This window comes from Flammeovirga sp. OC4, from assembly GCF_000812565.1.
Taxonomy (GTDB): domain Bacteria; phylum Bacteroidota; class Bacteroidia; order Cytophagales; family Flammeovirgaceae; genus Flammeovirga.
Map to the genome: position 1 here is coordinate 1 of NZ_JTAM01000053.1, position 24,960 is coordinate 24,960.

The window sequence follows — 24,960 nt, forward strand, 5'->3', positions numbered from 1 at the left end:
CTAAGTTTTCATCAACTTCCAGCTTTATCAATTTTGATTAGAACAGGTAACGACAAACAAAGGCCGCCTCACATTATTGATTATCAAATAGAATAAAGTTATATTAGAGTATCAATATAACTTTCTATTATCAATATTATTACAATGAAATTAACTATTAAAATTTTCTCATTTCTAATTGCCTCTTTCTTACTTATCGGGTGCTCTTCCAACCCTTCAGAATCTGAAGAGCATAAAGCACTATTGAAAGAGCATAAAGAAATGGAGGCTGAGCACAAAAAATTAGCAGAAGATCATGAAAAAATGGAAGCTATGCATGCAAAAATGGTCAAAGAACATGAGGCTATAAACGGTGGTAAAGAAGATCCTTCACATGAAGCTATGGAGGCTCAGCACACTGCTATTCTAAAAAAGCATCATATTTTAATGAAAAAGCATGACGAAATATTGGCAGAACACGAAGTATTAATTAAAGAACATGCTTCAGGTAATGTAGATATGGCTACAATGAAAACTGATCATGACAGGATGGAAAAAGAACATGAAGAGACATTAGAAAGTGAACATGAACTGATGGAAAAAGAACATGCTCAATTGATGGCCGATCATAAAAAAATGTTAGCTGAACATTAATACAATTCTCACTTCAATAACAATGGCTCCAAAAAGTAATCTTCTTGGAGCCATTTATTTCTTTAGGCATTTTCTACCGCTATCTCTGTTTTTTTATATTTAAGATCTTTTTCAATTACCTCAATCATCTTCCCTGCAATATCTTTACTAGATACGCCTTCTATGCCTTCCAAACCAGGAGAAGAGTTCACCTCTAGTAATAATGGTCCGTTTTGACCTCTGATTATATCAACACCTGCTACTTTTAGGTTGAGTGTCTTCGCTGCTAAAAGAGCCACTTTTTTCTCTTCTGGAGTAATCTTCACAAGAGATGCCGTGCCTCCCATATGTATATTTGCTCTAAACTCACCAGGAGCGGCTGTACGCATAATACTCTCCACTACCTTACCATTCACTACAAAACATCTTAAATCTTTACCGTTAGCTTCTTTCACAAATTCTTGAACTAGAATATTGGCTTTTAGACTTTTAAAAGCATTAATCAAACTCTCCGCTGCTTTTGTCGTCTCTGCCAATACTACCCCTTTTCCTTGTGTACCTTCTAATAGTTTGACAATTAATGGTGCTCCGCCTACCATTTTGATCAATTCATCCGTATCTAACGGAGAATTGGCAAATCCTGTAGTTGGGATCGGTAAACCATTATTGATAAGCAATTGAAGTGCATACAATTTGTCTCTCGACCTTGTAATAGATGAGGCATTATTGAGAGTATAAACGCCCATGGCTTCAAAGTGTCTTGTCAATGCAGTACCGTAAAAAGTAGCACTAGGACGAATACGTGGTATAATCGCATCAAAGTCGTTCAAAATTCTGCCTCCACGATAATGCATCTCAGGGTTCTTTCCATCAAGCTTTATATAGCAATCCTTAATATTTAAAAACTCAACTTCATGTCCTCTTTCTTCCCCTGCTTCCATGATTCTTCTATTACTATATAAATCAGGGTTGCTTGCTAAAAGTCCAATTTTCAAGCCCGTAGGTTTTGCAATCTTATTATGATAGTATTGCTTTAATAAATCTTCGGTAGGTTCGCCTAATAAACATGATGACTCTGGGTCCACCAACATCTTGCCCGACATGGCTTGGCGTCCAAGAAGCATTCTGTAGCCCATAGTATCTCTATTGGTTAGCGTCAATTGCACTTCCCATGTATCATCAGCAATCGCTAATACCGTTTTAATGACAAAACGCACTTCAGTGTTACCACTTGAACTCTTTACTTTTCTTTTATCATGAACAGGAGCCTCGCATCTTACTGTCGTTTTTCCATCATTTTGTAAGGGGTGAACTTCAAAACTTACCCAAGGAGTTCCATCTTTTTTGTAAGGAGTAATATTAACAGCATGAAGGGCAGAGGTTTTAGCTCCTGAATCAACTCTCGCTTTGATAGCAGGAATGTTTATTTGGGGGAAGCTACACCATTCTTCGCTTCCAACAATTATTTTATTTGTATTCATAAATGACTGATTTAAAGTAGTGTGTAAGACAGAAAATCAATTATTAAACTCATTTACCTTCTCAAGGTTTCACTCTTCCGGTAAATATTTTGAATATTAATATAATTGTAGAAAAACGTTTTTAAGAGAAAATGACGAAATAGTTAATTTATTTGCTCAGAAATTATAATTAGCACACACTCAACTGAAAATTAGTGACTTATCTCAACAAAAAAAGGCACTAAATAAATAGTGCCTTTCTTGCAGTCAACTAGACTATGCCGTAGCATACTCTAATAAATCTTTTGCTTTTTCGTTACCTAGGGAGGTCATCTGGGCAAAAATACCTTTCGGGCCTTTTTCAATAGAATGTACATAACCTCTGTCATGCAATTCATCAATCATTTGTTCCAGTTCCGGTGTTGATGCTTTGATTCCAAATTGACGGACAATTGTCTGAAGTGATGTCCCGTAGTTAAGGCAAATACCTGCTAATAGTTTAGTAATTTTAGATTCAGTTGACATGTTTTACTTGGTAATTTCAATAAATAGTGTGTCCACAATAATATTCATTAATGTTAATATAGAAAAATGAGTTAAGTCACTTTTAATAGATTTTGCTAATAAATAAGAGTTTTAACAGTATTGTTTTTAAATATTAGTAAAATACAGGCCGAAAATTAACTAGAGCACAGTATAAATTAAAGAACTTATTGTATTCTTCAAGTACTTTAAAACGTTAATAACTCACTGATTGTAAATCAATAAAAGTACTTGAAATGAAACTCGTTTATATTCTAATAACCAATTATGTTACAACAGATAATGAAACACTACAGTCGTCTTCTAATAATACTATCTAGTATTGCTTTATTACTACTTTTTGAAGGAGAAAACCTCTTAAACACCTTGAATTGGAATAATGAAAAGGAAAATTCAATACTATCAGAGATATTCTTTACAGGGAATGCACAAAAAGTACTAGAAACAGAGAAATAAATCTAAAAATATGCATTTAGGAGCTTGAATAGGGAGAACACAATTTATCAATGATGTGTGATGTGGATAGTAGTTCAAATAGACAGGGTAGATTTTACATAAATCTTCTCTTCAAACATAACGCTGCTTCTATAGAATTGAATACAATATAGTACTAGCTTTAATGATTTATTTTTGAAAATATGATGTATCAATATATTCTCACTTTTCTTTTTATACTGTTTCTCAATTTTACATATGCCCAATCGGATCACGAAGAAACTACAGGATATTTAGATTATTTTGTTTCGACTTGTAATAACTACGAGGTGTCAGTACAAGATTCTACTCTTATTTATAAAAGTGGTGCCTATATTAATAAAAATGAAGTGTATTTAGACTATAAGGTGGAGATTGATCCCCAAAAAGATTTTCAAAAAAAGGAAGATTTTTATCAATTTCTGGTCAAAACTATTCAAACTCCTTTGAAAGAAGATGCTGCTTTTGAATTACAAATATATGCTGTTCATTATGAATTGACCATCAACTACTATTTTGAAGACAACTCCTTTTTAAGAATAAAGAAACAATCTTTTAACCAACAAAAAGCATTGTATTTTGATAAAAACAGGAAGGTTGTAAAGCAATTATAATCAAATATATAGGAATGCATTAGCGACAAAATCGCCAAAAAAGATCTTTGATTTCGTCGCTTGAATGTACAATTGCGTCATAAAATTATATAATTAATTAGGGTTTTTCAAATTGGGGGAATAAAGATAATTTGGTTCTACCTTTAAAAGTATGAATTTGAACGTATTGTATTTTATTACCGTACCTGTATAACATATTTAAGATTATATTTTCATTTTTAAAGAGAAACTTACGCTATCTATGTATCCTTTTTTTGTTAATGCACGTTTATTTAAATAAGTACTTAGAGAATTAGGTTGGAATGAGTATTCTGATCTTTTAGTACAAAAAATAAACTAAATAAGGTGATGAGTATACAATATAAATCTCTACAGATTGTAAAAGCTCTTGAACCAGGGGCTTATCATTCGATATTAGTATTAGCCGAAACATTAGGACTAACATCTTCACTCCATGAGTTAAAAAGGATCACACACACTTTATGCAGAAATGGGTTGATTGAAGCCAAAGAAGAAAAAGATGATATTAAAATCATATTGACTGAAGAAGGAATTGAGGTATTGCCCTTTCTCTAAAAACAAAACCAAAAAGGAATCGTAAAAAAGGAGTTTATCTCCTTTTTTTTATGTGTAAAATTCTATCTCTTAAACGAAAAAACACTTTGCAAAAACATTGGAATACTTAAAATCTACTTCAGTAAGTTATTTTATTTTATACCAAAAACAACACACAAGTTACTTATTAAGTGAATATTACAAATTGATGTAGACTATTCGTAGACTTATCGATTTCAGCTGTAGACTTTATTTAGAAACATGTTGTAGGACATTTAAGAAGTGCGTCATCTACATTTGTAAACGAAATGAAAAAATAAAGTTTTACGAATTGATTCCATCATGAAAAAACAAATAAGCAATATTCTAAAGGCTATTATCGCACCCGTTGTATTATCAGCATGTGTGCAATCAGGTGCCGTAAATGAAGTAACTAAAACCGAGGAAGTAAAACCTGCTTTAGCTCTTGAAGAAGTAAAAATTATTACTACTGCTTCGAATACAAAACATAGACTTTCTGAAACAGGAAAAGCTTCTTTCAAAAAAGCGGATCAACCCAGAGAAGATGAGGTTTCTGTATTTGTAAACCCAAATAAGTCTTTCCAGACCTTTATGGGGATTGGTGGTGCTATAACTGATGCTTCTGCCGAAGTATGGGCCAAGCTACCAAAAGACAAACAAGACGAATTAATCAAAGCTTATTATACTGAAGATGGTATTAAATACTCTCTGCTGAGAACAACTATACATAGTAGTGATTTTTCTCCTTACTCGTATACCTATATTGAAGAAGGAGATAAAGAATTAAAGACATTTTCAATTGAACATGATTTGGAATTCAGAATTCCAATGATGAAAAGAGCCATTGCTTCTAGTGGAGGTCAATTGACGACGTATGCCTCACCTTGGTCGCCTCCAGCATTTATGAAAGGAAAGAAAAATATGTTGAAAGGAGGTACTCTTCAGCCTGAATTCTACCAGTCATGGGCCAATTATTATGTGAGATTTATTGAGGAATATGAAAAGCAAGGTATTCCGATGTGGGGTGTAACCATCCAAAATGAGCCAATGGCTACACAAACTTGGGAGTCTTGTATTTATACTGCTGAACAAGAAAGAGATTTCTTAAAGAATTACTTAGGGCCAACATTCGAAAAGGCAGGAATGTCGGATAAAAACATTGTCGTTTGGGATCATAACCGCGACTTGATTTCTCAAAGAGCCAATGTAATTTTTGAAGATCCTGAAGCATCAAAATATGCTTGGGGTATTGGTATGCACTGGTATGAAAACTGGACTGGTGGTGAAGAAATGCAGAGAAATTTAGGAAATATCAGAGAATCATTCCCTGACAAAAACATCTTATTTACAGAGGGTTGCCAAGAAGGTTTTGATGCCAAGCACTATCAGAGATGGAGTAATGGTGAAAGATATGGTCGTAATATGATCAATGATTTTAATCAAGGGACTGTAGGTTGGACGGATTGGAATATCTTATTAGATCAAACGGGTGGTCCAAACCATGTCAATAACTTATGTTTTGCACCAATTCACGCTGATATTACAAAAGGTGAATTGATCTACACTCCTTCTTACTACTACATCGGTCACTTCTCCAAGTACATTACGCCAGGTGCAAAAAGAGTGAGTACAACTACAAGCCGTAGTACTTTGATCAGTACTTCATTCCAAAATGAAGATGGATCAGTAGCTACGATTGTTATGAACGAAACAGATGAAGATATCAACTATAATTTCATCGTTAGTGGACAAGAAATTCAAGTAGAAATTCCTGCTCACGCGATCCAAACATTGCTTTATAAATAATAGAAATACAAACAAGTATGAATAGAGTGAATAAATTTGTTGCAGCACTGGTATTAATGCCAGTGCTTGCACTCAACAATATGCTTTCAGCCCAAACTAACCAAAGCATGGAAAATAAAGTCAATACAATCTTCAATCAACTGACATTAGAGCAAAAAATTGGGCAAATGACTCAAATTGCTTCTACTAATGGTGATGAGGTACCACAATACGTCATTGATGCCATCAAAGAAGGTCGTGTGGGGTCCATCCTCAACGCCGGCACCCCAAAAGCGATCGAAAAAATTCAAAAAATTGTAGCCAAAGAAAGCCCCAATAAAATTCCTTTAATTATTGGACGAGATGTCATTCATGGTTATAAAACTATTTTCCCTATTCCACTTGGTCAAGCGGCTTCATGGAACAGAAAACTGGTAGAAACAGGGGCCAACATTGCAGGAAAGGAGGCTTATGACGAAGGTATTAATTGGACTTTTGCACCAATGATTGATATAAGTCGAGATCCACGTTGGGGAAGAATTGCGGAGTCTTTAGGAGAAGACCCTTACCTTACAGCTGAATTAGGAACTGCTATGGTAGTAGGGTTTCAAGGCAATGAGTTATCTTCTGAAAAGGGAAGGATTGCCGCATGTGCTAAACACTTTATTGGTTATGGTGCTACGGAAAATGGTAAAGACTACAACGCTGTTTCCATTCCAGATTACCAACTATGGAATACTTACCTCCCTCCTTTTAAGGCTGCATTGGATGCTGGAGTAGGAACTTTTATGACGGCATTCAATGATATTAATGGTATTCCAGCTTCAGCAAATCAATTCTTATTAAAAGAAGTATTAAGGGAAAAATGGAATTTTGATGGCTTTGTAGTAAGTGATTGGGAATCAATGTCTCAAATGATCAACCAAGGGTATAGCGAAAATCTAAGAGACGTTGCATTACAATCTGCTTCAGCTCAATTGGATATGGAAATGGTTTCTTCTGCCTACCAAAAACACTTAAAAGAACTGGTTGAAAGTGGTGAAATCGACATTGAAATTGTCAACACTGCTGTCAAAAATATATTAAGGGTCAAAGTAGCGTTAGGTCTTTTTGAACAAGAGTACAATGGTGTTCCTAAAGACACTGAAATTTTAAGTGCCACTCATAAAGCTGAGGCTAAGAAAATGGCGATTGAGAGTTTGGTCTTATTGAAAAATGAGAATATTCTACCTCTCAAAATTAAAAATCAAAAAATTGGTATTGTTGGGCCATTGGCCGATGCTCCTGCGGAACAAGTCGGTACTTGGTCACTAGATGCTGTTATTGATGAAGTTGTGACACCTTTTAATGCATTTCAAGAGGCTTTTGGTGATCAAATTGTATTTGCTCAAGGTTTAGAAAATGCAAGATCAAATAAAACTGATCAAATACAAGCTACTGTTGACGCCATGAAAGGTGTAAAAGATGTGATTGTCTTTGCAGGTGAAGATGCTATTTTATCAGGCGAGGGGCATAGTAGAGCTTTTATTAATTTACCAGGTGCTCAAGAAGCTTTGATTGATGCATTGGCAGAAGCCGACAAAAATATTATTTTGGTAGTACAGGCTGGTAGACCTCTTACTTTAGGAACGATTGAAGATAAAGTTAATGCAATCCTTTATGCTTGGCATCCTGGTACAATGGGCGGTCCTGCTATTTTAGATGTAATTACTGGAAAAGTAACTCCTTCTGGTAAACTTCCGGTTACTTTCCCAAGAACATTGGGTCAAGTTCCTATTTATTATTCTTCCATCGAATCAGGTAGACCTGCCAACCCTCAGATGTTAGGTATTCCAACAGGAACGCCTTTAGATCCCGTCGGTTTAACGAATAACTATTTGGATGTGTCTGTAACACCTGCTTATGCGTTTGGATATGGTTTATCTTATACTTCTTTTAGTATTTCAAAACCAAAATTATCGAATACAGAATTGGTCAAAGGTGAAAAAATTTCTGTAACGGTAGAAGTGAAAAACACAGGTAAATATGAGGGTGCAGAAGTGGTGCAATTGTATATCCACGACAAAGTTGCTTCTTATATGCGTCCTAAGTTAGAATTAAAAGGATTTGAAAAAGTGTACTTAGCACCGGGTGAATCCAAAAAAGTGACTTTTGAAATTGGTGATGATCAATTGTCTTTCTTTGATAAAAATGGTAATGTTTTACTAGAAAAAGGAAAGTTTGAAATCTTTGTTGGAAATGCTTCTGATAATTTAGCTTCAGAGATCATTACACTAAAAGATATTAAATAAATAATATGTTGAAAGGCTTGTGTGAAGAGTTTTACTTCTTTTCAGACAAGCCTTATTTCATTTATTTTACAATGCACTCCGTATTTATTTCATTTGAATAATCCTATCGTAATCCACCTCTTTTCCTAAGTTGAACACCAATGTTTCCCCAAAACCAACAGGTAGTTTAAAGATACTTTTTAATGGAATAGAAAGAAGGTAAGCCCAAATACAACGAAGTACTCCAGAGTGTGCCACTACCATTACTTTCTCAATTTCTCTATCTCTCAGATCATCCAAAAATGATTTTACTCTCGTAAACATTTCTGCTAAAGATTCTCCATTTGTAGCTTTCTCATTCACAAAATCATCCATCCAAGGATTCAATTCTAAAGGATCAATCTCACTCCATTTTTTCCCTTCCCAATCTCCAAAGTTGAGTTCATACAGACGAGCATCAAAGGTAATATCTTGATAATCCAAAGCTTCAGAAAGCTTTACACATCTCTCTGCAGGGCTTGAAAAAACAAGGTCAAAATCAGTCGGTAAAGTTTTCCGATAGGCTTCTACTTCTTCATTAAAAGTAGATTTCAATGGCACATCAGACTGACCATAACATACATCTTTTGGTACATCAACCGCGGTATGTCGAATTACATAAACTTCCATAAAGCAATAAAACTTAAAATACTTACACACTCTGCAATTTGCTGTACAGCTCCTAAACAGTCTCCAGTATAACCATCCAACCATTTTTCAAAATAACGCTTAGAAAGTAATGCCAATACGATCAATGGAATTATGGTTATAGCGAAATAATAATTGTAAGTACACAAAAGTCCTAATGGGGTCAATCCAAAGATAAACGCTCCGAAAATCTCTTTTAGGCCATGGGTTTTGGCGATTGGTTTTACCTTACTTGTGGCATCATCACGAGCATATTCTGATATAAAACAAATACTTATTGCTGTGAGTCTAGATAACGAATGGTAGGCCACAAATAATAATGCCATGAGGCCAATATCATCGGAAGGAGCCAATGTAAAAAGTTGGGATAAACCGGCATATTTCATTAAGAAAAGCAATACGGATGCAATCACTCCATAAGCACCTACACGACTGTCTTTCATAATGACTAAAATGCGTTCTTTGGTCCATCCTCCACCAAATCCGTCAGCCACATCTGACAATCCGTCTTCATGAAAAGCTCCGGTAGTCAACACCCCTGCCAATAAAGAAAACACTACTGAAATTGCAGTATCAAAAAGTAGGGAACTTACCCAAAAAGTAACAAAGGAAATAACTCCAACAATCCACCCAATTAACGGAAAATACCTTGTCGCTTTATTAATATGATCAGGGTTATAATCAATAGTAAAGGGACAAGGTATCCTCGTATAAAACGTGAGGGAAGTGAAGAAAATATTGATTTCTTCTCTCATTTATCTATTTAAATTCATCATGATTACTCACTCCGGCATCTTCAAAACTTGCCATCGTATCTAAAAACTGTACTGCACTTTTCACCACTGGATAAGCGATAGCCGCACCTGTACCTTCACCCAATCTAAGGCTCAATTTTAAAACAGGCTCACCTCCTAAATGTTCAATCATTCTTTTGTGTCCACCTTCATCACTTTGATGAGAGTAAACGGCATTTTCAAGTATAGATGGATTAAGCTCAGCAGCAACCATAAATACACTTGTCGTGATAAAACCATCCACTAATATAACCATTCCTTGGTCTTTCGCCTCAAGAAATGCTCCCAACATTTGAGCCATCTCAAAACCACCGAAAGTCATCATCAACTCATCAGCATTCTCGATATTACCATGAAACTCTTTTGCTGCTTTTAATGTTTTGAGTTTCTTTTGAAGTTGTTCATCATTTACACCCGAACCTCTACCTGTACATTCTTCAATCGTCATGTTACAAATCTGGCTCATGATTAATGATGCTGGTGAAGTATTACCAATTCCCATTTCACCAAAACCAATCACATTACATCCTGTTTTGGCCACCTCTTTCACTACACTTCTACCGTTCTCAATACATTCTTTATATTGCTCAGGAGTCATTGCTTTTGCGGTTAAAAAGCTTGCTGTTTCTCTTCCTACCTTTTTATTGATCAACGCAGTGTTAGGATCAAAGTCAAAGTTAACGCCTGCATCTACCACCTTAAGATTAATATCGTGTTGTAAACAGAACGAATTAATTGCAGCACCGCCTTGTAAGAAATTCATGACCATCTGGAAAGTAACTTCTTGAGGAAATGGACTTACTCCTTCGTGGGCTATTCCGTGGTCCCCTGCAAATACAATGATATGTGGGTTAGTTAGTGTAGGCGATAAAGTATTTTGTATTTTACCAATCTGCAAAGCCAATTTTTCTAACATCCCTAGTGATCCTAGAGGCTTTGTTTTAAAATTAATTTTGTGCTGTAGCTCTTTTTCCATCTGATTGAAGCTGTAATAGCTTTTAATAGTTTAGTTAAATGATATAATTGCTAAGTACAAATTCAAAATTACCTATTACTAATTCTATTTATTATTGTGTGATTACTTCCTTTAAAAAACTTTCAATAGAACCACTATTCATACGTTTTTTAGCGTTGTACTCACAAAAAATAAATTAGAATTAACTATAATTTATTTTTGACTTTGTACTTAATTGAATTATTTCTGCCCGTAAAAGTCATAAATTCTAAACTTATTTCTAAACTAAATACATGTTAATCTTCTGCAAATAGTGTCTTCTGAATCAAAGTCACTTGCCCTAAGTGATAATAAGCATGTTCTATCATACCATCAATGTTCCTTTGGAATGAACCATACTCTTTCTTTACAAAAATTGACTGCAATTTTTCATCACTTAACTGCTCAATATGATTTGCTAGAAGCTCTGCATCCTGCCAGAACTTCTCTAAAAAGTGGTCCCACTGCTGTTGTGATGTAATCGGCGGAAAGTCAAAGCTATACTTATCACTAATTTCTAGCTTTCCATTTACAAAAACATTGATAATCCCCTTGATATAATAATGTACATGCTGGGCCAACACAGCGATAGTATTAAGGTTTTTCACCTTCGTTGTTGCGATGGTATACTCCAAACCGTCCAATTGTGCTTTATAATTGGTATTCGCGATCCAAGTTCCATCAAGAATCACTTCTCTTAGTCTATTGGCTAGTACGTTGGCGTTTGTCATCTTATTCTGTTTTATGTTTATTAAGTACCAAGACAAAATAATACTAATTACATTGTAAACTAAGTTTTCGAATATTTATGATTTTTAGAAATCAGGAGATTTCTGTTGATCTGTAGGACACGAATGCCGCTATCGCTTAACATTCGCGCCAGTGGCATTCTACCCAATTCGTTTGGCAGTACTTTCCTCGGCCTTGAAGGGAAAAGCGTTAAGAATTTCATGAAGTGAGCCGTTAAAAATGATTTTGTTGTTTGAGCGCAGCGAGTTTAAAATCATTTAGGCGAGAGAAATGGAATTTAGCTTTTGACTTCTAAGCCTAGATTTTTTGCTTTGTTTTTCATCAATGGAAAAATAAAGAAGAAGGAAGTTTGAAAGTTGATCCTATATATGTGGACAGAAAGGTTGATTGAAAGTTGACGGAAGTTTAGTTTACAATGTACTAATTCTATTTATTCATCTCCTCTCCCACGTAAAAGAAATTGCTGCAATTTAAACTATACTAAATCTTATTGTCAAATTATGGCGATATAGTGTGAATTGTTAAATTGATGCGTAATTGATTCAATGAATAAATGAAAATGAAAAAATTAACCCTATTATTACTTTTCGTGGTTCAATTCGCTTGGGCTCAGGAAAGCACTTTCAAAAACCCGATTCTACAGGGAGGATACCCTGATCCCTCTATCACCACTGACGGAGAATATTATTATATCGTCAATTCCTCTTTTGAATATTTTCCGGGTTTACCCCTTCATCGATCTAAAGATTTAGTCAACTGGGAATTCATAGGCTATGGTCTTCACAGAGTGGATCAATGTGATGGCGAAATGAACCTTGTAGATGTACAACAAAATGGCGGTATCCATGCCCCTACTATCCGTTATCACGAAGGGAAATTTTATATCATCACCACCAACGTTTATAATCCAATTGATGACTCTCCAACAAAGACCATCAACTTTATCATCACTGCTGAAAATATAGCAGGACCTTGGTCTGAACCTCATATTATCGAAGGTGCACCAGGTATTGACCCTGATATCTTTTTTGATGATAATGGAGACGTTTGGTTCGTTGGAACGCATTCACCCGAAAACCCCAATTACGAGGGTGAAGGTGAAATATGGACACAACAGTTGGATCTTGATAACTGGAAACTAAAAGGTGAAAGACATTACTTGTACAGAGGTGCATGTGGTGGTGTTTGGGTAGAAGGACCACACGTTTATAAACATGATGGAAAATACTACCTGATGGTGGCTGAAGGGGGTACAAGTTACAATCATGCCATGATGATTGCGGTGAGTGAAAACATGACAGGGCCTTATGAATCAAATGAAAGAAACCCTATTCTCACCACAAGAAACTTATCTTATGATAACTGGGTCAACTCTACAGGTCATGCGGATATTGTACAACTCAAAGATGGCAGATGGTACATGGTGGCATTAGGTATTCGTGGGGATGTCAAAAGGGCTTCTAACATGGGACGTGAGACTTTTCTAATACCGGTTCAATGGGAAAGGGTACCTTTCTGGTGGGAAGAAATCAAATACGACTGGCCGGTGGTTGCTCCTAAAACAGGTCGTGTCATGAAGAACGAAGAACTTCCTTTTGCTGATCATCCTCAAATGAGAAATGATGCCTTTATGGATAATTTTGACAACGATCAATTGGATGTAGAGTGGAATTTTAGAAGAGTTCCAATGAAAAATACTTACAGTTTAACCGCTAAAGAAGGATACTTGAGACTCTACTTAAAACCTGAAGTAATCAAGAAAAGAGGTAGAGCTAGTTTGATGGGTGTACGTCAGAAAGAAACTGACTTTGAATATGCTGCAAAAATGAAATTTGCAGGTAAAAAAGAAGGAACAGAAGCTGGTATCAGTATCTTTCAAAAAGACGACAATTTCATCAATTTTACCATAAAGAAGAAAGATGGGAAACATGTCCTACAGCTTGTTTTAGCAGAACAAAAAGTAGAAGATCTTCAGGTATTACAGGAGCAACCTATCGCTGACTATAATGGAGAAATCGTCTTCAAATTACTTTCTAAAGAAAATAAATACTCCTTTTCCTACTCATTGGACAATGGGAAAACTTTTATACCTTTTGAAACGACTAAATCAGATTATCTCTTGAGTTTTGGTTGGAACAGCGGTTATACAGGTGCTTACTGCGGTATCTTCGCCACAAGCAATGGAAAACCAACAAAAGAATATGCAGATTTTGATTGGGTAAGTTATAAAGGATTTGAGTAGATAATGAAAAATTAAGAATGTAGAATGAAGAAAAATGGTTCGTATTTTAGTCCGTAAATTTAATAATTTATGGAAAAAGTGTAGAATCATTGAAAAGTATCATTCTACATTCTTAATTTCAAAACGCTTATTTTTTTTGGAGTTACAGTAGTGTAATCCCTTTTTTAAACAAACAGCAATAATGACAAAGCAACTACTTACATTTTTATTATTAATGGTGACTATTAGTAACGGATTCTCACAAGAAATCTTACCGCTATGGGAAGATAAAGACATTCCAAATTATCAGCAAGCTGATGAAAAAGAAGAAGATGTTGGAAAGGATATCATCTTTATGACAAAAATTCAAAAGCCTACTTTAGAAGTCTTTTTACCTTCTAAAAAAAATGCCAATGGTAAAGGGGTTTTGATACTTCCGGGAGGCGGCTATTTTGGAGCCTCAATGGATTGGGAAGGAACAGACTATGCAAAGTGGTTGAACAGTAAAGGTATCGCTGCATTCGTTTTAAAGTATAGAATGCCTCAATCTGCATCTGTAATTACGTCTCACCTTGCCCCTATTCAAGATGCCCAACGTGCCATGAGAATAATTCGCAAAAAGGCAGAAGAATACCATTTGGATAAAAATAAAGTAGGGGTCATTGGTTCTTCTGCAGGAGGGCATTTAGCTTCCACATTGGGCACGCACACTAAGTCCTATTACCCTGCCAAAGATGAAATTGATCAGGAACAATTTGAACCCAATTTTATGTTATTGATCTACCCGGTAATATCGATGGACAAGGAAGTGGGACATATGGGTTCAAGAAATCATTTATTGGGCAAATCACCCTCACAAGAATTAGTGACGCAGTTCTCAAATGAATTACAAGTTTCGGAGAAAACGCCTACTACTTTTCTTCTACATTCTGCCGATGACGGGGCTGTACCTGTAGAAAACTCTATTCTCTTTTATCAGGCCTTAGTCAAAAATAAAATCCAAGCTGAAATGCACTTGTACCCCACCGGTGGTCATGGCTACGGTATGGGCATGGCATCTGATCAAGCACCAAATTGGACTGCATTGGCAGATAAATGGTTAGAAAATCTGTAATAGATGTCTTTGATAGAATAAAGCTACTTTAATACATAGAAATTAAAATAGAATAGCTTAAAAAAAGAATAGTCAACCCAAATGGGGTTGACTATTTTTCAGATTAGATTTTAGGTTACAATTTTATTTTTTGACCACTTTAAAAGTGGAAATAGTATCTGCATTTTGAATCTGAATTACGTATAAACCAGATTGGACAGTCTCGAAGTCCACTTCAAAATCACCACTTGCAGTACCTTGAAGAACACGCTTTCCTTGAAGGTCTAAAACCTGGTAATGAATTGATTGGAGTGGGGCATCAAACTTTACATTTAATTGTTGATCAATCAACGTTGGATAAAGTGTAATACCTTTTAAAAGGTCATCTTCTAACGAGGTGATGTTACTGATGTATTCATCAACTGGTAAATTCACTTCTATTGCCAAACTTTCTCCTTCATCATTATTGGCTAAAATGACAATATCAAGGTCTTCGATATCTACATTACTTCTTTGGCCTGATGGAATTTTTGAAGGATCAATTGTGAAAGTTAATGTTTCTGGATCGAAGATAATCCATTCAGGAAGTGGGCTACCGTCTGCAAGCATAGCAACCACAGTGATATCTTCTCCAAGTGCTTCAATAACTTCATCTATTTCGATCACCACTTCCACGGTACCTTCTTCTGTTTCCGTCGCTACTACTTTATCTTCTTCTACGGCAGTGGTCTCCTCAAACTGGTACACAACACTGATCAAAGTAGTATCTGCAGTTAACTCAAATGAACGATTATTACTCGCATCTTGGCCTAAGAATACTTCTTCTACACCATTAATAAATAGCTTATAGTAAATAGTCCCTGCAGGCAATGAAATACTTGTGGTATAAGCACTTCCACCATTGGCAATTGGAGTTAACGTAATTTCATCGGTCCAATTATCAAAGCTACCTTTCATCGTCAAACTATCCGTTGCGACATTAAAACCGCCTGTATTAATGACCTGTTGCATATTTACATTCCAAACTGCAAGAATTCTTTCTTCTGGCACTTGATCATTATACCAAACAGATGTTGTTTGCTGACCTGTTTCCACCAAGAATGTTCTGTCTTCATCTTCTTCAAAAACAGTCCAACCTCCTTCTCCATTTGGATATTGATACATAAACTTATAAGTATAAGTTTCGCCAGTAGCCAATTTGTTGAATGGTAAACCATACAATCCATCTTCATTTAAGATCAATGGATAAGTAGAGAAACCTCCTCCTTCATAGAATTTGATTCTCACTTCAACTCCCTCAGTTGTTGGGTCAAAATTTTCTAACGTTACTTGTTGATCCATATTGACTTTAAGAAGGACTTCAGGGTTTTCTATATTTTCATCATTGAAATAATAAAGGAAAATATTTTCTATTCCTAGTTCAGGAGTGATGGCTCTATCCAATTCCCCATTACCAGGGAACTCATGCAATAAGTCGTTCCAACTTCCATTGATTCTAAACTTGAAGTTGTATTCTTGAATGCTATCTACTTCAAATGAAATTGTATAGATCTTATTATCCTCTGTAGATAAATTATACTCTCCATTGTCATTTGACCAACCATTAAATGTACCTGCCACATCTACGGAGTCTTTAGCAGGATCAAAGAAACCTTGAGCAATTTTTGCCGACATATCTACTTGAAGAGTGATGGTAGTAACTAACTCCACATTATTAAACCATCTTTCAATAGATCTACTTTCTTCACCAACTGTAAAGCTTGACAATTGGTTCTCCACAATTTCATTGACTGTTACAGTACTGTCTTCTTCAATCGTTTCATAATACACTGCTTGGTATACGAAATTAAAGCCATCGTCCAACAATTTTGAGGAGAAAGTATAAAGGTCATTTTCATCAGTACTATGAGTTTTATAACGCTTCATCAAAGTGGAATCACTTTTCAATACATCAACATAAAGTACATCTGAAGTGAAACGCCCGTCATTGATTTCCTTCGCCATATTAATGGCAATAGTTGTCGTTGGGTGGTCACCGGCTTCGTTGTCGTACCAGAAATTGATGGTTTCTTGGTTTTGATGAATCGGATATTTTCTATTCGGATTGTTAGCCAATTCATGTTGGCCCTCTTCCCAAGATTGGTTGATTCTCACTTTACATTCCAGTGTATCTAACTCATACAATACAGTGGTATAAATACCATCTTTATCAACATCTTTTAAGATCTCAATCCCTTCAGTACCCCAATTATTGAAGTTTCCGGCCAGATCAAGTGTATCCGTCATTGGGTCGAAAAGTTGTTGTTCAATAGCCCAATTCATATTCACATTGACCGTTACTGTAGCGATTGGTTTATCATTAAAAGCATGCTCTCTTCTGTTGCTATCTGCTTTTACAGTATATGTTCTGAAGATGTTTTCAACAGTAGCGATTGAATCATCCATCGACTGGAATGAGAAATTGTAATCGTATTTCTCTCCTGTATCCATTTGATTTGAATGGAAAGTATAAACACTTAAAGAGTCCAGTCCTTTTACTTCATATCGATTGTAAACATCCAAACCTTTATAGAGATTCAACCAAACCGTACCTGATGAAGGATCAAAATGCTGATGGTAGATTGCTTTTTCAAGGTTAACTGCAAATGTAGTAGTTGGATAATCGCCATTTTCGTTATCATACCAAAACTCAATGGTATTCATCAACTCATTGACAAAATACTTTCTGTTTGGTCGATGTCTTAATTCATGTTCACCTAACTCCCAAGATTGATTGATCCTTGTTTTTAGTTCAATAGAATCTCCTACTTCTAGGAAATGAAGTTTTACGGTATAAATACCATCTTGATTTTCATCCCATAAATAAGTGGTATAACCGTCATTCCCCCAGTTATTGAAAGTACCCACAACATCTAAGGTATCCATTGCAGGATCAAATATTCCTTTACTGATTGCCAGATTCATATTCACTTTCAATTCAACAGTAGCACTAGGAACATCGTTAAAGACATGCATTACACGATTGCTATCTGATTTTACAGTGTATTTTCGAATGCTATTTTCTACCATCTCCATTGAATCCGCATCTGATTTGAAAGAGAAGTTATAATCATACATTCCTCCATCATTCATGAGATTGGATTGGAAATAGAAGACACTTTGTGTATCTAAAGCAACGAGTTCGTATTTGGTAAAGAACTCCATATCTTTATATAAATTCAACCATACTGTACCAGACGCAGGATCGAATTCTTTCAAATAAATCTGTTTCTTTAAATCAATAGCAAAATTCGAAGTTGGATAATCACCATTTTCATCATCAAACCAATATTCAACTGTGTTATTGAAGTCAGGAACACCATGTTTTCTATTCATAGAACGATAAAGGTATTCATGTCTTCCAAGATCCCATGATTGGTTGATTCTTGTTTTAAACTCAACAGTATCTCGCCCATCAAACATCTTGATATCTACTGTATAAATGCCATCTTGGTCACCATCCCATAAGAAGGTAGGAGTAGTGCCCCAGTCGTTAAAAGAACCTGCCACATCTAGAGTATCTACTGTAGGGTCAAATAATCCCTTTTCGATCGCTAGATTCATATTCACTTTTAAGGTCAGGTGTTTTTCATTCTTCAATTGAGTAGGGAAGAAAGGAGCTTTAGCATCTACTGTTTTTAAACCTCCATCCTTTGTTTTCACCAAAAACTGAATACCTTTTTCCTCAATATCTCCTACCATTAGGTTTAAATGAACCGTTGGTATGAAAGTGAAAGAATACATACTGCCACCGATATGCATCAACTTATTTCTTTCCGCCGAATCATGCCATTGTCCATTCAAACTATCTCCTCCTACAAGCCCTAAATCAGGCAACCAGAAATACAGATAGGCATTGTCCTGATTTTCTCCATCAAAATAAGTATCTGATAAATCTAAAAGTAAATTGATTTCCTCATCTGCTAACCAAATTGAACTATCCGGTTTACTGTTATCAGTGCTATATATCATGAAAGGAGCAATGATCTTTTCCTCTACTAATTCAAAACCTAAAGAATCAGTGATCGAATTGTAATGGATTTTGAAATCACCTGAAACACCAAAATTATTGGACATTCTTAATAAGCTTTCATCGTCCCAATACAGATAAAAATTATCTCCATTATTTAATCGAGTAGTTGCTTCGTATACTCTTGGTGAAACTTCTTCCATTGTAACAGCATAATTCGTGTCCCAGTTTTCGAACTGTGATAGAATAAAAAATTCACTCTCAGAAAGGGTCCATTGGAAAGGAATGTCTTTCCCATCAATATGCTTAAAATGGATTAATATTTCATCTCCGGTATTTAAACTGTAGGATCTACTTGTGGATAGTAAAACAAGGCTATCGCAATTTGTATTATAAATTTCAACTTCAATGTCATCACGGTCCGGTCCCAAATAAAGATTAATATCTTCTGTAGCAGTGTATTTGTACCAATACGGCGTACCATCAGATGCATAGTCACCCAGCGTGACAACCTCAGCATTTTCGCATGTTGTGTTTGGTGTCGGCATGTTTGACCAATTAGAAATGCTGATTTGTAATGTATCTGATGCCATTAAAGTTGACGGATCGTACTGTCTAATCACATCTTCTCCTACTTCCGTTTCTCTAAAGCGGTCATTTCCTTTTAAAGTAAAGTAATAATCTAAAGCCCCTTTGAACTGTTCTAAGTTGAAATAATAAACGCCTTCTATATCATCATACATCAGCTTTTTTTGATCTGTATAATCGTAAGCTTCTGAACTTACATGAATATAAATATCCTCTAATTCTGTATCAGCAGGCGTATTATTAATTACTAATCTTCTTACTGCTCCTTTCTGAACAATGGGCATTGACAGAAGTATCAAATCAGGAAGACCATTATTGACTGCTGTTACCGTGTAAATACTATCAATATTTTCAGTTGCTTTGACTTTTATTTTGCGACCATTTTCTCCATTGATAGGCATTCCATTAAGATACCATTGGAATGATGAATAATTGACTGAATCAAAATAAGATATATACATCTCCGTAGAATCTCCGTCCACTATATATTCACCACAACAGTAATTACTGAACTGGTTTGAATATTCAAATTCGGTAAGGTTAGGTAATGTATTTTGAAGATATAATATTTGGCTATCGGTAAGTCTATTATAACTAACAGTGTCACCTCCTATTTGGTTACCTAAATACAAATGCTCTAGACTACTCATATAACTTAACACCTGATCGGCTCCATCATTCAACATATTGTTACCGAGCCATAATTTTGTCAGCGAAGACATTCTACTCAAGCTATCCGGTAAGAAACTTAGCGTGTTTTGTTGAAGTGAAAGTTCTTCTAAAAGTGGCATTTCCATCTCTGGATCATTCATACCTGAGATATAATTACCGCTCAGATTGATTGAAGTAGCAAATTGTAATTTTGAAAGTGATGCTGGAATCGTTCCCCAAAGACCATTGAAACTAAGATCAAGGGCAACTACTTTACCATCTGTAACCGTTACCCCATTCCATTGTGAGACATCAGCTTCTGTCATCCAATTGAGGTTGTGTGTCCAATACATCCCTCCCAATTCATTGTATAGGTCTGTAAGTGCCGAAAATTCAGCAATTGAAACTCCATTTTTACTTTGTTGTAGACTTTCAAATTCATAGGTAAGAGTAGAGAGATCCACTACAATATTATACGGTCCGGCGACAGTAACTGAAATATTATTTCCTGATCCAATAAGTGCTCCTGCGGGAAAGGTGTCTCCTCCCCAATTAAAATTCCAACTACTATCTGCTCTGAATTTCACTTCACCTGCCATTAGTTCGGCATTGTTGAGGTACCAACGGTCGGTATTTGTGGAATCTTGCATCATTGGAGTACCATTTTCCCAATCACCGCTCGGTGAACCCGAACCAATGATTTCAATCATATTGTATTGGGCGTAGGTAAAAATTGGCAATGAAAAAAAGGCAATAAGGAAAAGGCTCCTTAATGTAAAATAGGATTGTCTAATCATAATCATAGATACGTTTAATAAGGCATAATTCTATTAACCTAGTTTGAGTAATAAATCAATTTATTTCCAATAATTTGTTTCATTCGGTAAAATGCACAATAACTAACCAAAAGAGTAAAGTGGCTTGGTTGTAGCTAATCTAATAATAATATCTGTTTATTATACAATTTTTAACATTTGAGATGAAAATTGTATTGGATCGAGGGATAATTGATTCAATTTTTCAATTAAAACAAAAAAGCCAACCCCATTGCTAGGGTTGACTCACTTTCAATTATATAAGTACTAGGACAAAAAGAAAACGGACATTTTATCTTACCTTTTTCATCCTACTCTTCGTTAGATTTTTATCGCGTAACTAAGGCTATGCTCTGCAAATCTGCCTCGATTAGAATAAAAAATATTAACCTAAAATTATCACTTTTCTTCAGTCCTAGTACTTACCTCATTACAGGTTTCTTACTCCTCTTTCCTCTAAATACTTAATCAATTCTTCTGGACGATCAGTCATCAAAGCGTTGGTTCCGTTGTCGATCAACCAACCCCAAGCGGCATCGGGTCCATCAATTAATACTCTCTCATCATTGTGACCTGCCACAAGATCGTCCCACAATGCACACGTTTGAACTGTAATTCCTTGTTGGTTCATTCTTTTGATTTCATCCGTGATAAAGCAATCTTCTTCATCAAAAATCATCTCATAACCGATCGGTGCAATTTCTCTATTATAATTAGCGATAAATGCTGTTTTGTCTTTCGTGCGTGGCCAAACTTTAGGGAAATAGATGATGCTGTCCATCAATGCACCGTACTTCTCACGCATAAATTCAATGGAATCATCTCCTTTAAAAATCCCTTGATTTACCGTACCCGTTTTCTTTAAAATATCAAAAGCTTCTTGTACAGTTTCACCTTCGGTTTTATCCAAGTTCACCATGATTTTTCCTTTACAGAGTTCCATCACTTCTTCCAAAGTCGGCACTTGCTGACGGGAATAACGGATGCCACAATTACTTTTCAATCGCAAAGCTTTCACCTCTGCCAATGTCATATCTGAAACTTTCCCTTTTCCGGTAGTTGTTCTATCTACAGTATAATCATGCATCGCCACCAAATGACCGTCTTTTGTTAAACGGAAATCAAGCTCTACGATATCAATTCCTAAATCAATGCAACGCTGAATACTCAATAGGCTATTTTCTGGTGCGTATCGCCAATCTCCACGGTGGGCAACGGCTAATACATAATCTTTTGTAGGATTTTTGATCTTGTCTAAGATCTTTTCTGCTCTGTTTTTTGAGGGAATTGACGACGCTACTTTTGCTTCTTGAAGTGGTGCCTGACTTTGCTTTACATTGCATGCTCCTAAAGCTAAAGTCAATGCTAAAGTGATGTATAATTTATAGTTCTTCATTTTGTTTTTCGTTTTTGATGTAATGGATTAATGCTTCTGGACGGTCTGTTTGAATCATAGTCGCTCCTTGTTCCAAAATCCAACCCCATGTTTCGTCTTTGCCTTCTACCATGGCTCTTTCGTCGGAATGTCCTCCACTAAGGAAGTCCCAAAGTGAGTTGATCCATACTTTTCCATTACCTTGTTTTACTGCATCGAAGATATCTTGAGTGTCTTGATTGTATTCTGGAAAACACACCTCAAAGGCAACTGGTTTGATCTTCTCTTGGTACTCCTTGATGTCTTGCATCACATTAGGGTTGGATGGACGAACGATTGGCATAAACCATACTTTTTCTAATTCATCACCCATTTGTGCTTTTACTTCTGCATAAGGTTTTGAGGATTTGAAAATACAGTGATCTCTCATTTCCATTTGATCCACTAAAGCCAAAACTTCCTCCAACCATCTGTCAGCTTTATCCAAGTTCAATAGGATCTTTCCTTTCGAAATTTTCAATGCATCTTCTAATGTTGGAATCGTGTAAACAGGCTGTGGCACTCCTAATCCGTCTTTTAAGTAAAAAGCTTGAAGCTCCGCTAATGTATAGTTTTCAACTTTGCCTTTTCCGTTTGTTGTACGGTCGATGGTTTTATCGTGCATCAGTACAAAATGCCCATCTTTGGATCTTTGAATGTCAATTTCTGCTACAGCCACACCCATTTTAATGCAATTTTCTATGGCCTGCAAAGAGTTTTCCGGAGCATTTCTCCAATCTCCTCTGTGAGCAATTACCATCACTTCTTTTGCTTGATGATCTTGGAGAATATTGATCCAATCTTGAGCTGATTTCTGTTGTGCTTGGGCTGATAATGACCATAATAATACAGCTCCAATTTTGATAAAAAGGGAAATAATCGGTTTCATGTTTTTGTTTTTTTGGAGGTGCGGCACCGCCCTAATTCAACGGCACCGCTTGATCTAATCCAATCTAAAATTCTTGTTTGTTTTTTAGAAGTCAGAGACTTCTGATGATCTTTAAAACACAAGTGACGCTTTCGCTTAACACTTGCGCTAGGGAGAATTGCCTTCCCCACTGGCGCGAATGTTTCGCGATAGCGACATTCGTGCCTAAAGGATATTCAGAAATCTCCTGATTTCTAAAAACATATTTTTTTGGTTCAGGCACCATAGTTAAAACTATGGGCAAGTGATAGGGCAACCTAATCAAGACTGAAGTCTTGAAGGTTGTAGATGGAAATAACACTTTAGTGTTGTTGGAATCAGTATCACCTGCCCATGAATTTATTCATGGTGCACGTCACACCACACCACGAGTTATTAATACCCAGGATTCTGTTTAATTGCTGGATCCGTATCAATCTGTGATTGAGGGATTGGCATCAATAACCTGAATTCAGGAACAGTGATATTTTGACCTCTTTCTTCAAAGTGAGCGTTCATTACTTCAATCGCTTTACCTGTTCTTAATAAGTCAAACCAACGGTGCCCTTCTCCTACTAACTCCAATCTCCTTTCTTCTGCAATTACACCTTCCAAATCAGTCGTTGAAGTAACTTCTGATACATTCGATCTTCTTCTGATACTGTTCAATCTTTCTAATGCTAAAGAAGTATTGCCTAAGGCATTTTCTATTTCAGCAGACATCAATACTACGTCTGCGTAACGAAGGATAACATAATCACTACCACAATCATTTTGATCCGTTAATGGCTCTTCCATTTTTCCTGAAACGTAATAGATCGTTTCTACAGGTAACACGAATTGATCTTTACGAGCATCGTTGTCATCATATAAATTATACAATTGCTGAGTAGGGATATTATGACCTTTTCCACCTGCGAAATGTCCTGAAGGTGAACACATTCTATAGTATTGAGAACCCATTGCATTACCGTTGATTCCAGAGGCAAACTTTGCAGCAAAAATGACTTCAGCGTTTCCTTTATTGGCAATCGTAAATACTTCTTCACCCTTTTCCAACAGTTGATATTGGTTAGAATTGATTACTTCATCGATATACTTCTTTGCATTCACTTTATCATTTAATGTCAAATATACTTTGGCCAATAAAGTCTGAGCGGCACCTTTCTCTACTCTTCCATCCATATCTCCTTTTACAGGTAACTCTTCAATTGCTTCTTCTAAATCGATGATGATTTGCTCATAAATCAAGTTCAAATCTGTTCTACCTTGCCCGAAATGATCATTTACGTCGGTTGTTTCTGTAATCACCAAAGGAACATCACCAAAAAGACGAACCATGTTGAAGTACATCAAACCTCTGATAAACTTCATCTCTCCCATTCGGTTGATTTTCACTTCCTCATTTTTGAAAGCGATATCAGTAATACGATTTAAAACGGTATTACATCTCTGAATCGTACGGTAAGATTCTCTCCAATTAGAAGAGATTACGCTGTTGGTAGGGATTGTGGTAAACTCATCCAATTCACCATAGTTACCACCATCATTGGCAGGCACTTCATCAAAAGTATTGTCAGAAGGAATTTCACCTAAAACGGGTATATTGGTACCGTAAAGGCCGTTTCCTCTCAACATACTATAAGCACCTGTTACTGCCTCTTCAATCTCTACTGGAATAGCTACATTTACCCGGAGAGTAA

At 35.9% G+C, this 24,960-nt stretch carries 18 protein-coding genes and 1 pseudogene; 8 read left to right on the forward strand and 11 right to left on the reverse strand.

Annotation, left to right across the window (positions count from 1 at the left end; genetic code table 11):
• Positions 1-144 precede the first annotated feature (144 nt).
• Positions 145-633, forward strand: a complete 489-nt coding sequence (locus tag PL77_RS21620; RefSeq protein ID WP_044210183.1) for a hypothetical protein — start codon at positions 145-147, stop codon at positions 631-633.
• A gap of 62 nt (positions 634-695) precedes the next feature.
• Here the strand turns inward: PL77_RS21620 and rimK are convergent, their stop codons facing one another.
• The 3 genes and pseudogenes from rimK to PL77_RS21630 all read right to left on the reverse strand — a co-directional run bounded on the left by rimK (position 696) and on the right by PL77_RS21630 (position 2,597).
• Positions 696-1,607 (reverse strand): 30S ribosomal protein S6--L-glutamate ligase, encoded by a 912-nt coding sequence (rimK, locus tag PL77_RS21625; protein ID WP_253274010.1) that lies wholly within the window; start codon positions 1,605-1,607, stop codon positions 696-698.
• A gap of 84 nt (positions 1,608-1,691) precedes the next feature.
• Positions 1,692-2,093, reverse strand: a pseudogene (locus tag PL77_RS32420) (ATP-dependent zinc protease); the annotation flags it as partial.
• Between the two features lie 255 nt (positions 2,094-2,348).
• On the reverse strand, positions 2,349-2,597 hold the full coding sequence (locus PL77_RS21630; RefSeq protein WP_044210188.1) for a hypothetical protein: 249 nt from the start codon (positions 2,595-2,597) through the stop codon (positions 2,349-2,351).
• A 285-nt stretch (positions 2,598-2,882) separates the two neighbouring features.
• Between PL77_RS21630 and PL77_RS21635 the strand changes: the two genes are divergently transcribed.
• The 5 genes from PL77_RS21635 to bglX all read left to right on the forward strand — a co-directional run bounded on the left by PL77_RS21635 (position 2,883) and on the right by bglX (position 8,355).
• Positions 2,883-3,071, forward strand: coding sequence for a hypothetical protein (locus PL77_RS21635; protein WP_044210190.1), 189 nt, complete (start codon positions 2,883-2,885; stop codon positions 3,069-3,071).
• Positions 3,072-3,253: 182 nt separating this feature from the next.
• A complete protein-coding gene (locus PL77_RS21640) occupies positions 3,254-3,703 on the forward strand; it encodes a hypothetical protein (RefSeq protein WP_156152479.1) in 450 nt (149 codons plus the stop codon).
• Between the two features lie 348 nt (positions 3,704-4,051).
• The gene (locus tag PL77_RS21645; protein ID WP_044210196.1) at positions 4,052-4,279 is read left to right on the forward strand and encodes a hypothetical protein; all 228 of its coding nucleotides are present in this window, start codon (positions 4,052-4,054) and stop codon (positions 4,277-4,279) included.
• A gap of 321 nt (positions 4,280-4,600) precedes the next feature.
• Positions 4,601-6,085 (forward strand): glycoside hydrolase family 30 beta sandwich domain-containing protein, encoded by a 1,485-nt coding sequence (locus PL77_RS21650; RefSeq protein WP_044210198.1) that lies wholly within the window; start codon positions 4,601-4,603, stop codon positions 6,083-6,085.
• A 17-nt stretch (positions 6,086-6,102) separates the two neighbouring features.
• Positions 6,103-8,355 (forward strand): beta-glucosidase BglX, encoded by a 2,253-nt coding sequence (gene bglX / locus PL77_RS21655; RefSeq protein ID WP_044210200.1) that lies wholly within the window; start codon positions 6,103-6,105, stop codon positions 8,353-8,355.
• Positions 8,356-8,439: 84 nt separating this feature from the next.
• Here the strand turns inward: bglX and cobC are convergent, their stop codons facing one another.
• From cobC to PL77_RS21675, 4 genes are all read right to left on the reverse strand, one after another.
• Positions 8,440-9,003, reverse strand: a complete 564-nt coding sequence (gene cobC, locus PL77_RS21660) for an alpha-ribazole phosphatase (protein WP_044210203.1) — start codon at positions 9,001-9,003, stop codon at positions 8,440-8,442.
• Positions 8,988-9,776, reverse strand: coding sequence for an adenosylcobinamide-GDP ribazoletransferase (gene cobS, locus PL77_RS21665; protein ID WP_044210205.1), 789 nt, complete (start codon positions 9,774-9,776; stop codon positions 8,988-8,990). Before cobS ends, cobC begins: the two co-directional genes overlap by 16 nt.
• 4 nt (positions 9,777-9,780) lie before the next feature.
• Entirely contained in the window at positions 9,781-10,791 is a 1,011-nt protein-coding gene (cobT, locus tag PL77_RS21670; RefSeq protein WP_044210207.1) for a nicotinate-nucleotide--dimethylbenzimidazole phosphoribosyltransferase, read from the reverse strand.
• A 275-nt stretch (positions 10,792-11,066) separates the two neighbouring features.
• The gene (locus tag PL77_RS21675) at positions 11,067-11,540 is read right to left on the reverse strand and encodes a DUF1572 family protein (protein WP_044210210.1); all 474 of its coding nucleotides are present in this window, start codon (positions 11,538-11,540) and stop codon (positions 11,067-11,069) included.
• Between the two features lie 578 nt (positions 11,541-12,118).
• Here PL77_RS21675 and PL77_RS21680 point away from each other — a divergent pair.
• Together PL77_RS21680 and PL77_RS21685 are read left to right on the forward strand one after the other, a co-directional pair.
• The gene (locus PL77_RS21680) at positions 12,119-13,801 is read left to right on the forward strand and encodes a glycoside hydrolase family 43 protein (protein ID WP_044210223.1); all 1,683 of its coding nucleotides are present in this window, start codon (positions 12,119-12,121) and stop codon (positions 13,799-13,801) included.
• 181 nt (positions 13,802-13,982) lie between these two features.
• The gene (locus PL77_RS21685; protein WP_044210212.1) at positions 13,983-14,894 is read left to right on the forward strand and encodes an alpha/beta hydrolase; all 912 of its coding nucleotides are present in this window, start codon (positions 13,983-13,985) and stop codon (positions 14,892-14,894) included.
• Positions 14,895-15,017: 123 nt separating this feature from the next.
• Here PL77_RS21685 and PL77_RS21690 read toward each other — a convergent pair whose 3' ends face one another.
• The 4 genes from PL77_RS21690 to PL77_RS21705 all read right to left on the reverse strand — a co-directional run.
• Positions 15,018-20,918 (reverse strand): T9SS type A sorting domain-containing protein, encoded by a 5,901-nt coding sequence (locus PL77_RS21690; protein ID WP_172665921.1) that lies wholly within the window; start codon positions 20,916-20,918, stop codon positions 15,018-15,020.
• 448 nt (positions 20,919-21,366) lie between these two features.
• Positions 21,367-22,332, reverse strand: a complete 966-nt coding sequence (locus PL77_RS21695; protein ID WP_052444623.1) for a glycerophosphodiester phosphodiesterase family protein — start codon at positions 22,330-22,332, stop codon at positions 21,367-21,369.
• Positions 22,319-23,239 carry a glycerophosphodiester phosphodiesterase family protein gene (locus PL77_RS21700; RefSeq protein ID WP_044210218.1) on the reverse strand — a complete coding sequence of 307 codons (921 nt, stop codon included), beginning with the start codon at positions 23,237-23,239 and terminating at the stop codon, positions 22,319-22,321. The genes PL77_RS21695 and PL77_RS21700 overlap by 14 nt, the downstream gene beginning before the upstream one ends.
• 414 nt (positions 23,240-23,653) lie before the next feature.
• On the reverse strand, positions 23,654-24,960 hold a 1,307-nt coding region (locus PL77_RS21705; RefSeq protein ID WP_044210220.1), incomplete at its 5' end, for a RagB/SusD family nutrient uptake outer membrane protein.

Coding starts and splice junctions, on each gene's coding strand:
- PL77_RS21700 (WP_044210218.1), bottom strand. CDS start 23,239: ATGAAACCGATTATTTCCCTTTTTATCAAAATTGGAGCTGTATTATTA.
- cobT (WP_044210207.1), bottom strand. CDS start 10,791: ATGGAAAAAGAGCTACAGCACAAAATTAATTTTAAAACAAAGCCTCTA.
- PL77_RS21645 (WP_044210196.1), top strand. CDS start 4,052: ATGAGTATACAATATAAATCTCTACAGATTGTAAAAGCTCTTGAACCA.
- PL77_RS21690 (WP_172665921.1), bottom strand. CDS start 20,918: ATGATTAGACAATCCTATTTTACATTAAGGAGCCTTTTCCTTATTGCC.
- PL77_RS21695 (WP_052444623.1), bottom strand. CDS start 22,332: ATGAAGAACTATAAATTATACATCACTTTAGCATTGACTTTAGCTTTA.
- cobS (WP_044210205.1), bottom strand. CDS start 9,776: ATGAGAGAAGAAATCAATATTTTCTTCACTTCCCTCACGTTTTATACG.
- PL77_RS21640 (WP_156152479.1), top strand. CDS start 3,254: ATGATGTATCAATATATTCTCACTTTTCTTTTTATACTGTTTCTCAAT.
- PL77_RS21675 (WP_044210210.1), bottom strand. CDS start 11,540: ATGACAAACGCCAACGTACTAGCCAATAGACTAAGAGAAGTGATTCTT.
- PL77_RS21680 (WP_044210223.1), top strand. CDS start 12,119: ATGAAAAAATTAACCCTATTATTACTTTTCGTGGTTCAATTCGCTTGG.
- PL77_RS21630 (WP_044210188.1), bottom strand. CDS start 2,597: ATGTCAACTGAATCTAAAATTACTAAACTATTAGCAGGTATTTGCCTT.
- bglX (WP_044210200.1), top strand. CDS start 6,103: ATGAATAGAGTGAATAAATTTGTTGCAGCACTGGTATTAATGCCAGTG.
- PL77_RS21685 (WP_044210212.1), top strand. CDS start 13,983: ATGACAAAGCAACTACTTACATTTTTATTATTAATGGTGACTATTAGT.
- PL77_RS21635 (WP_044210190.1), top strand. CDS start 2,883: ATGTTACAACAGATAATGAAACACTACAGTCGTCTTCTAATAATACTA.
- PL77_RS21650 (WP_044210198.1), top strand. CDS start 4,601: ATGAAAAAACAAATAAGCAATATTCTAAAGGCTATTATCGCACCCGTT.
- cobC (WP_044210203.1), bottom strand. CDS start 9,003: ATGGAAGTTTATGTAATTCGACATACCGCGGTTGATGTACCAAAAGAT.
- PL77_RS21620 (WP_044210183.1), top strand. CDS start 145: ATGAAATTAACTATTAAAATTTTCTCATTTCTAATTGCCTCTTTCTTA.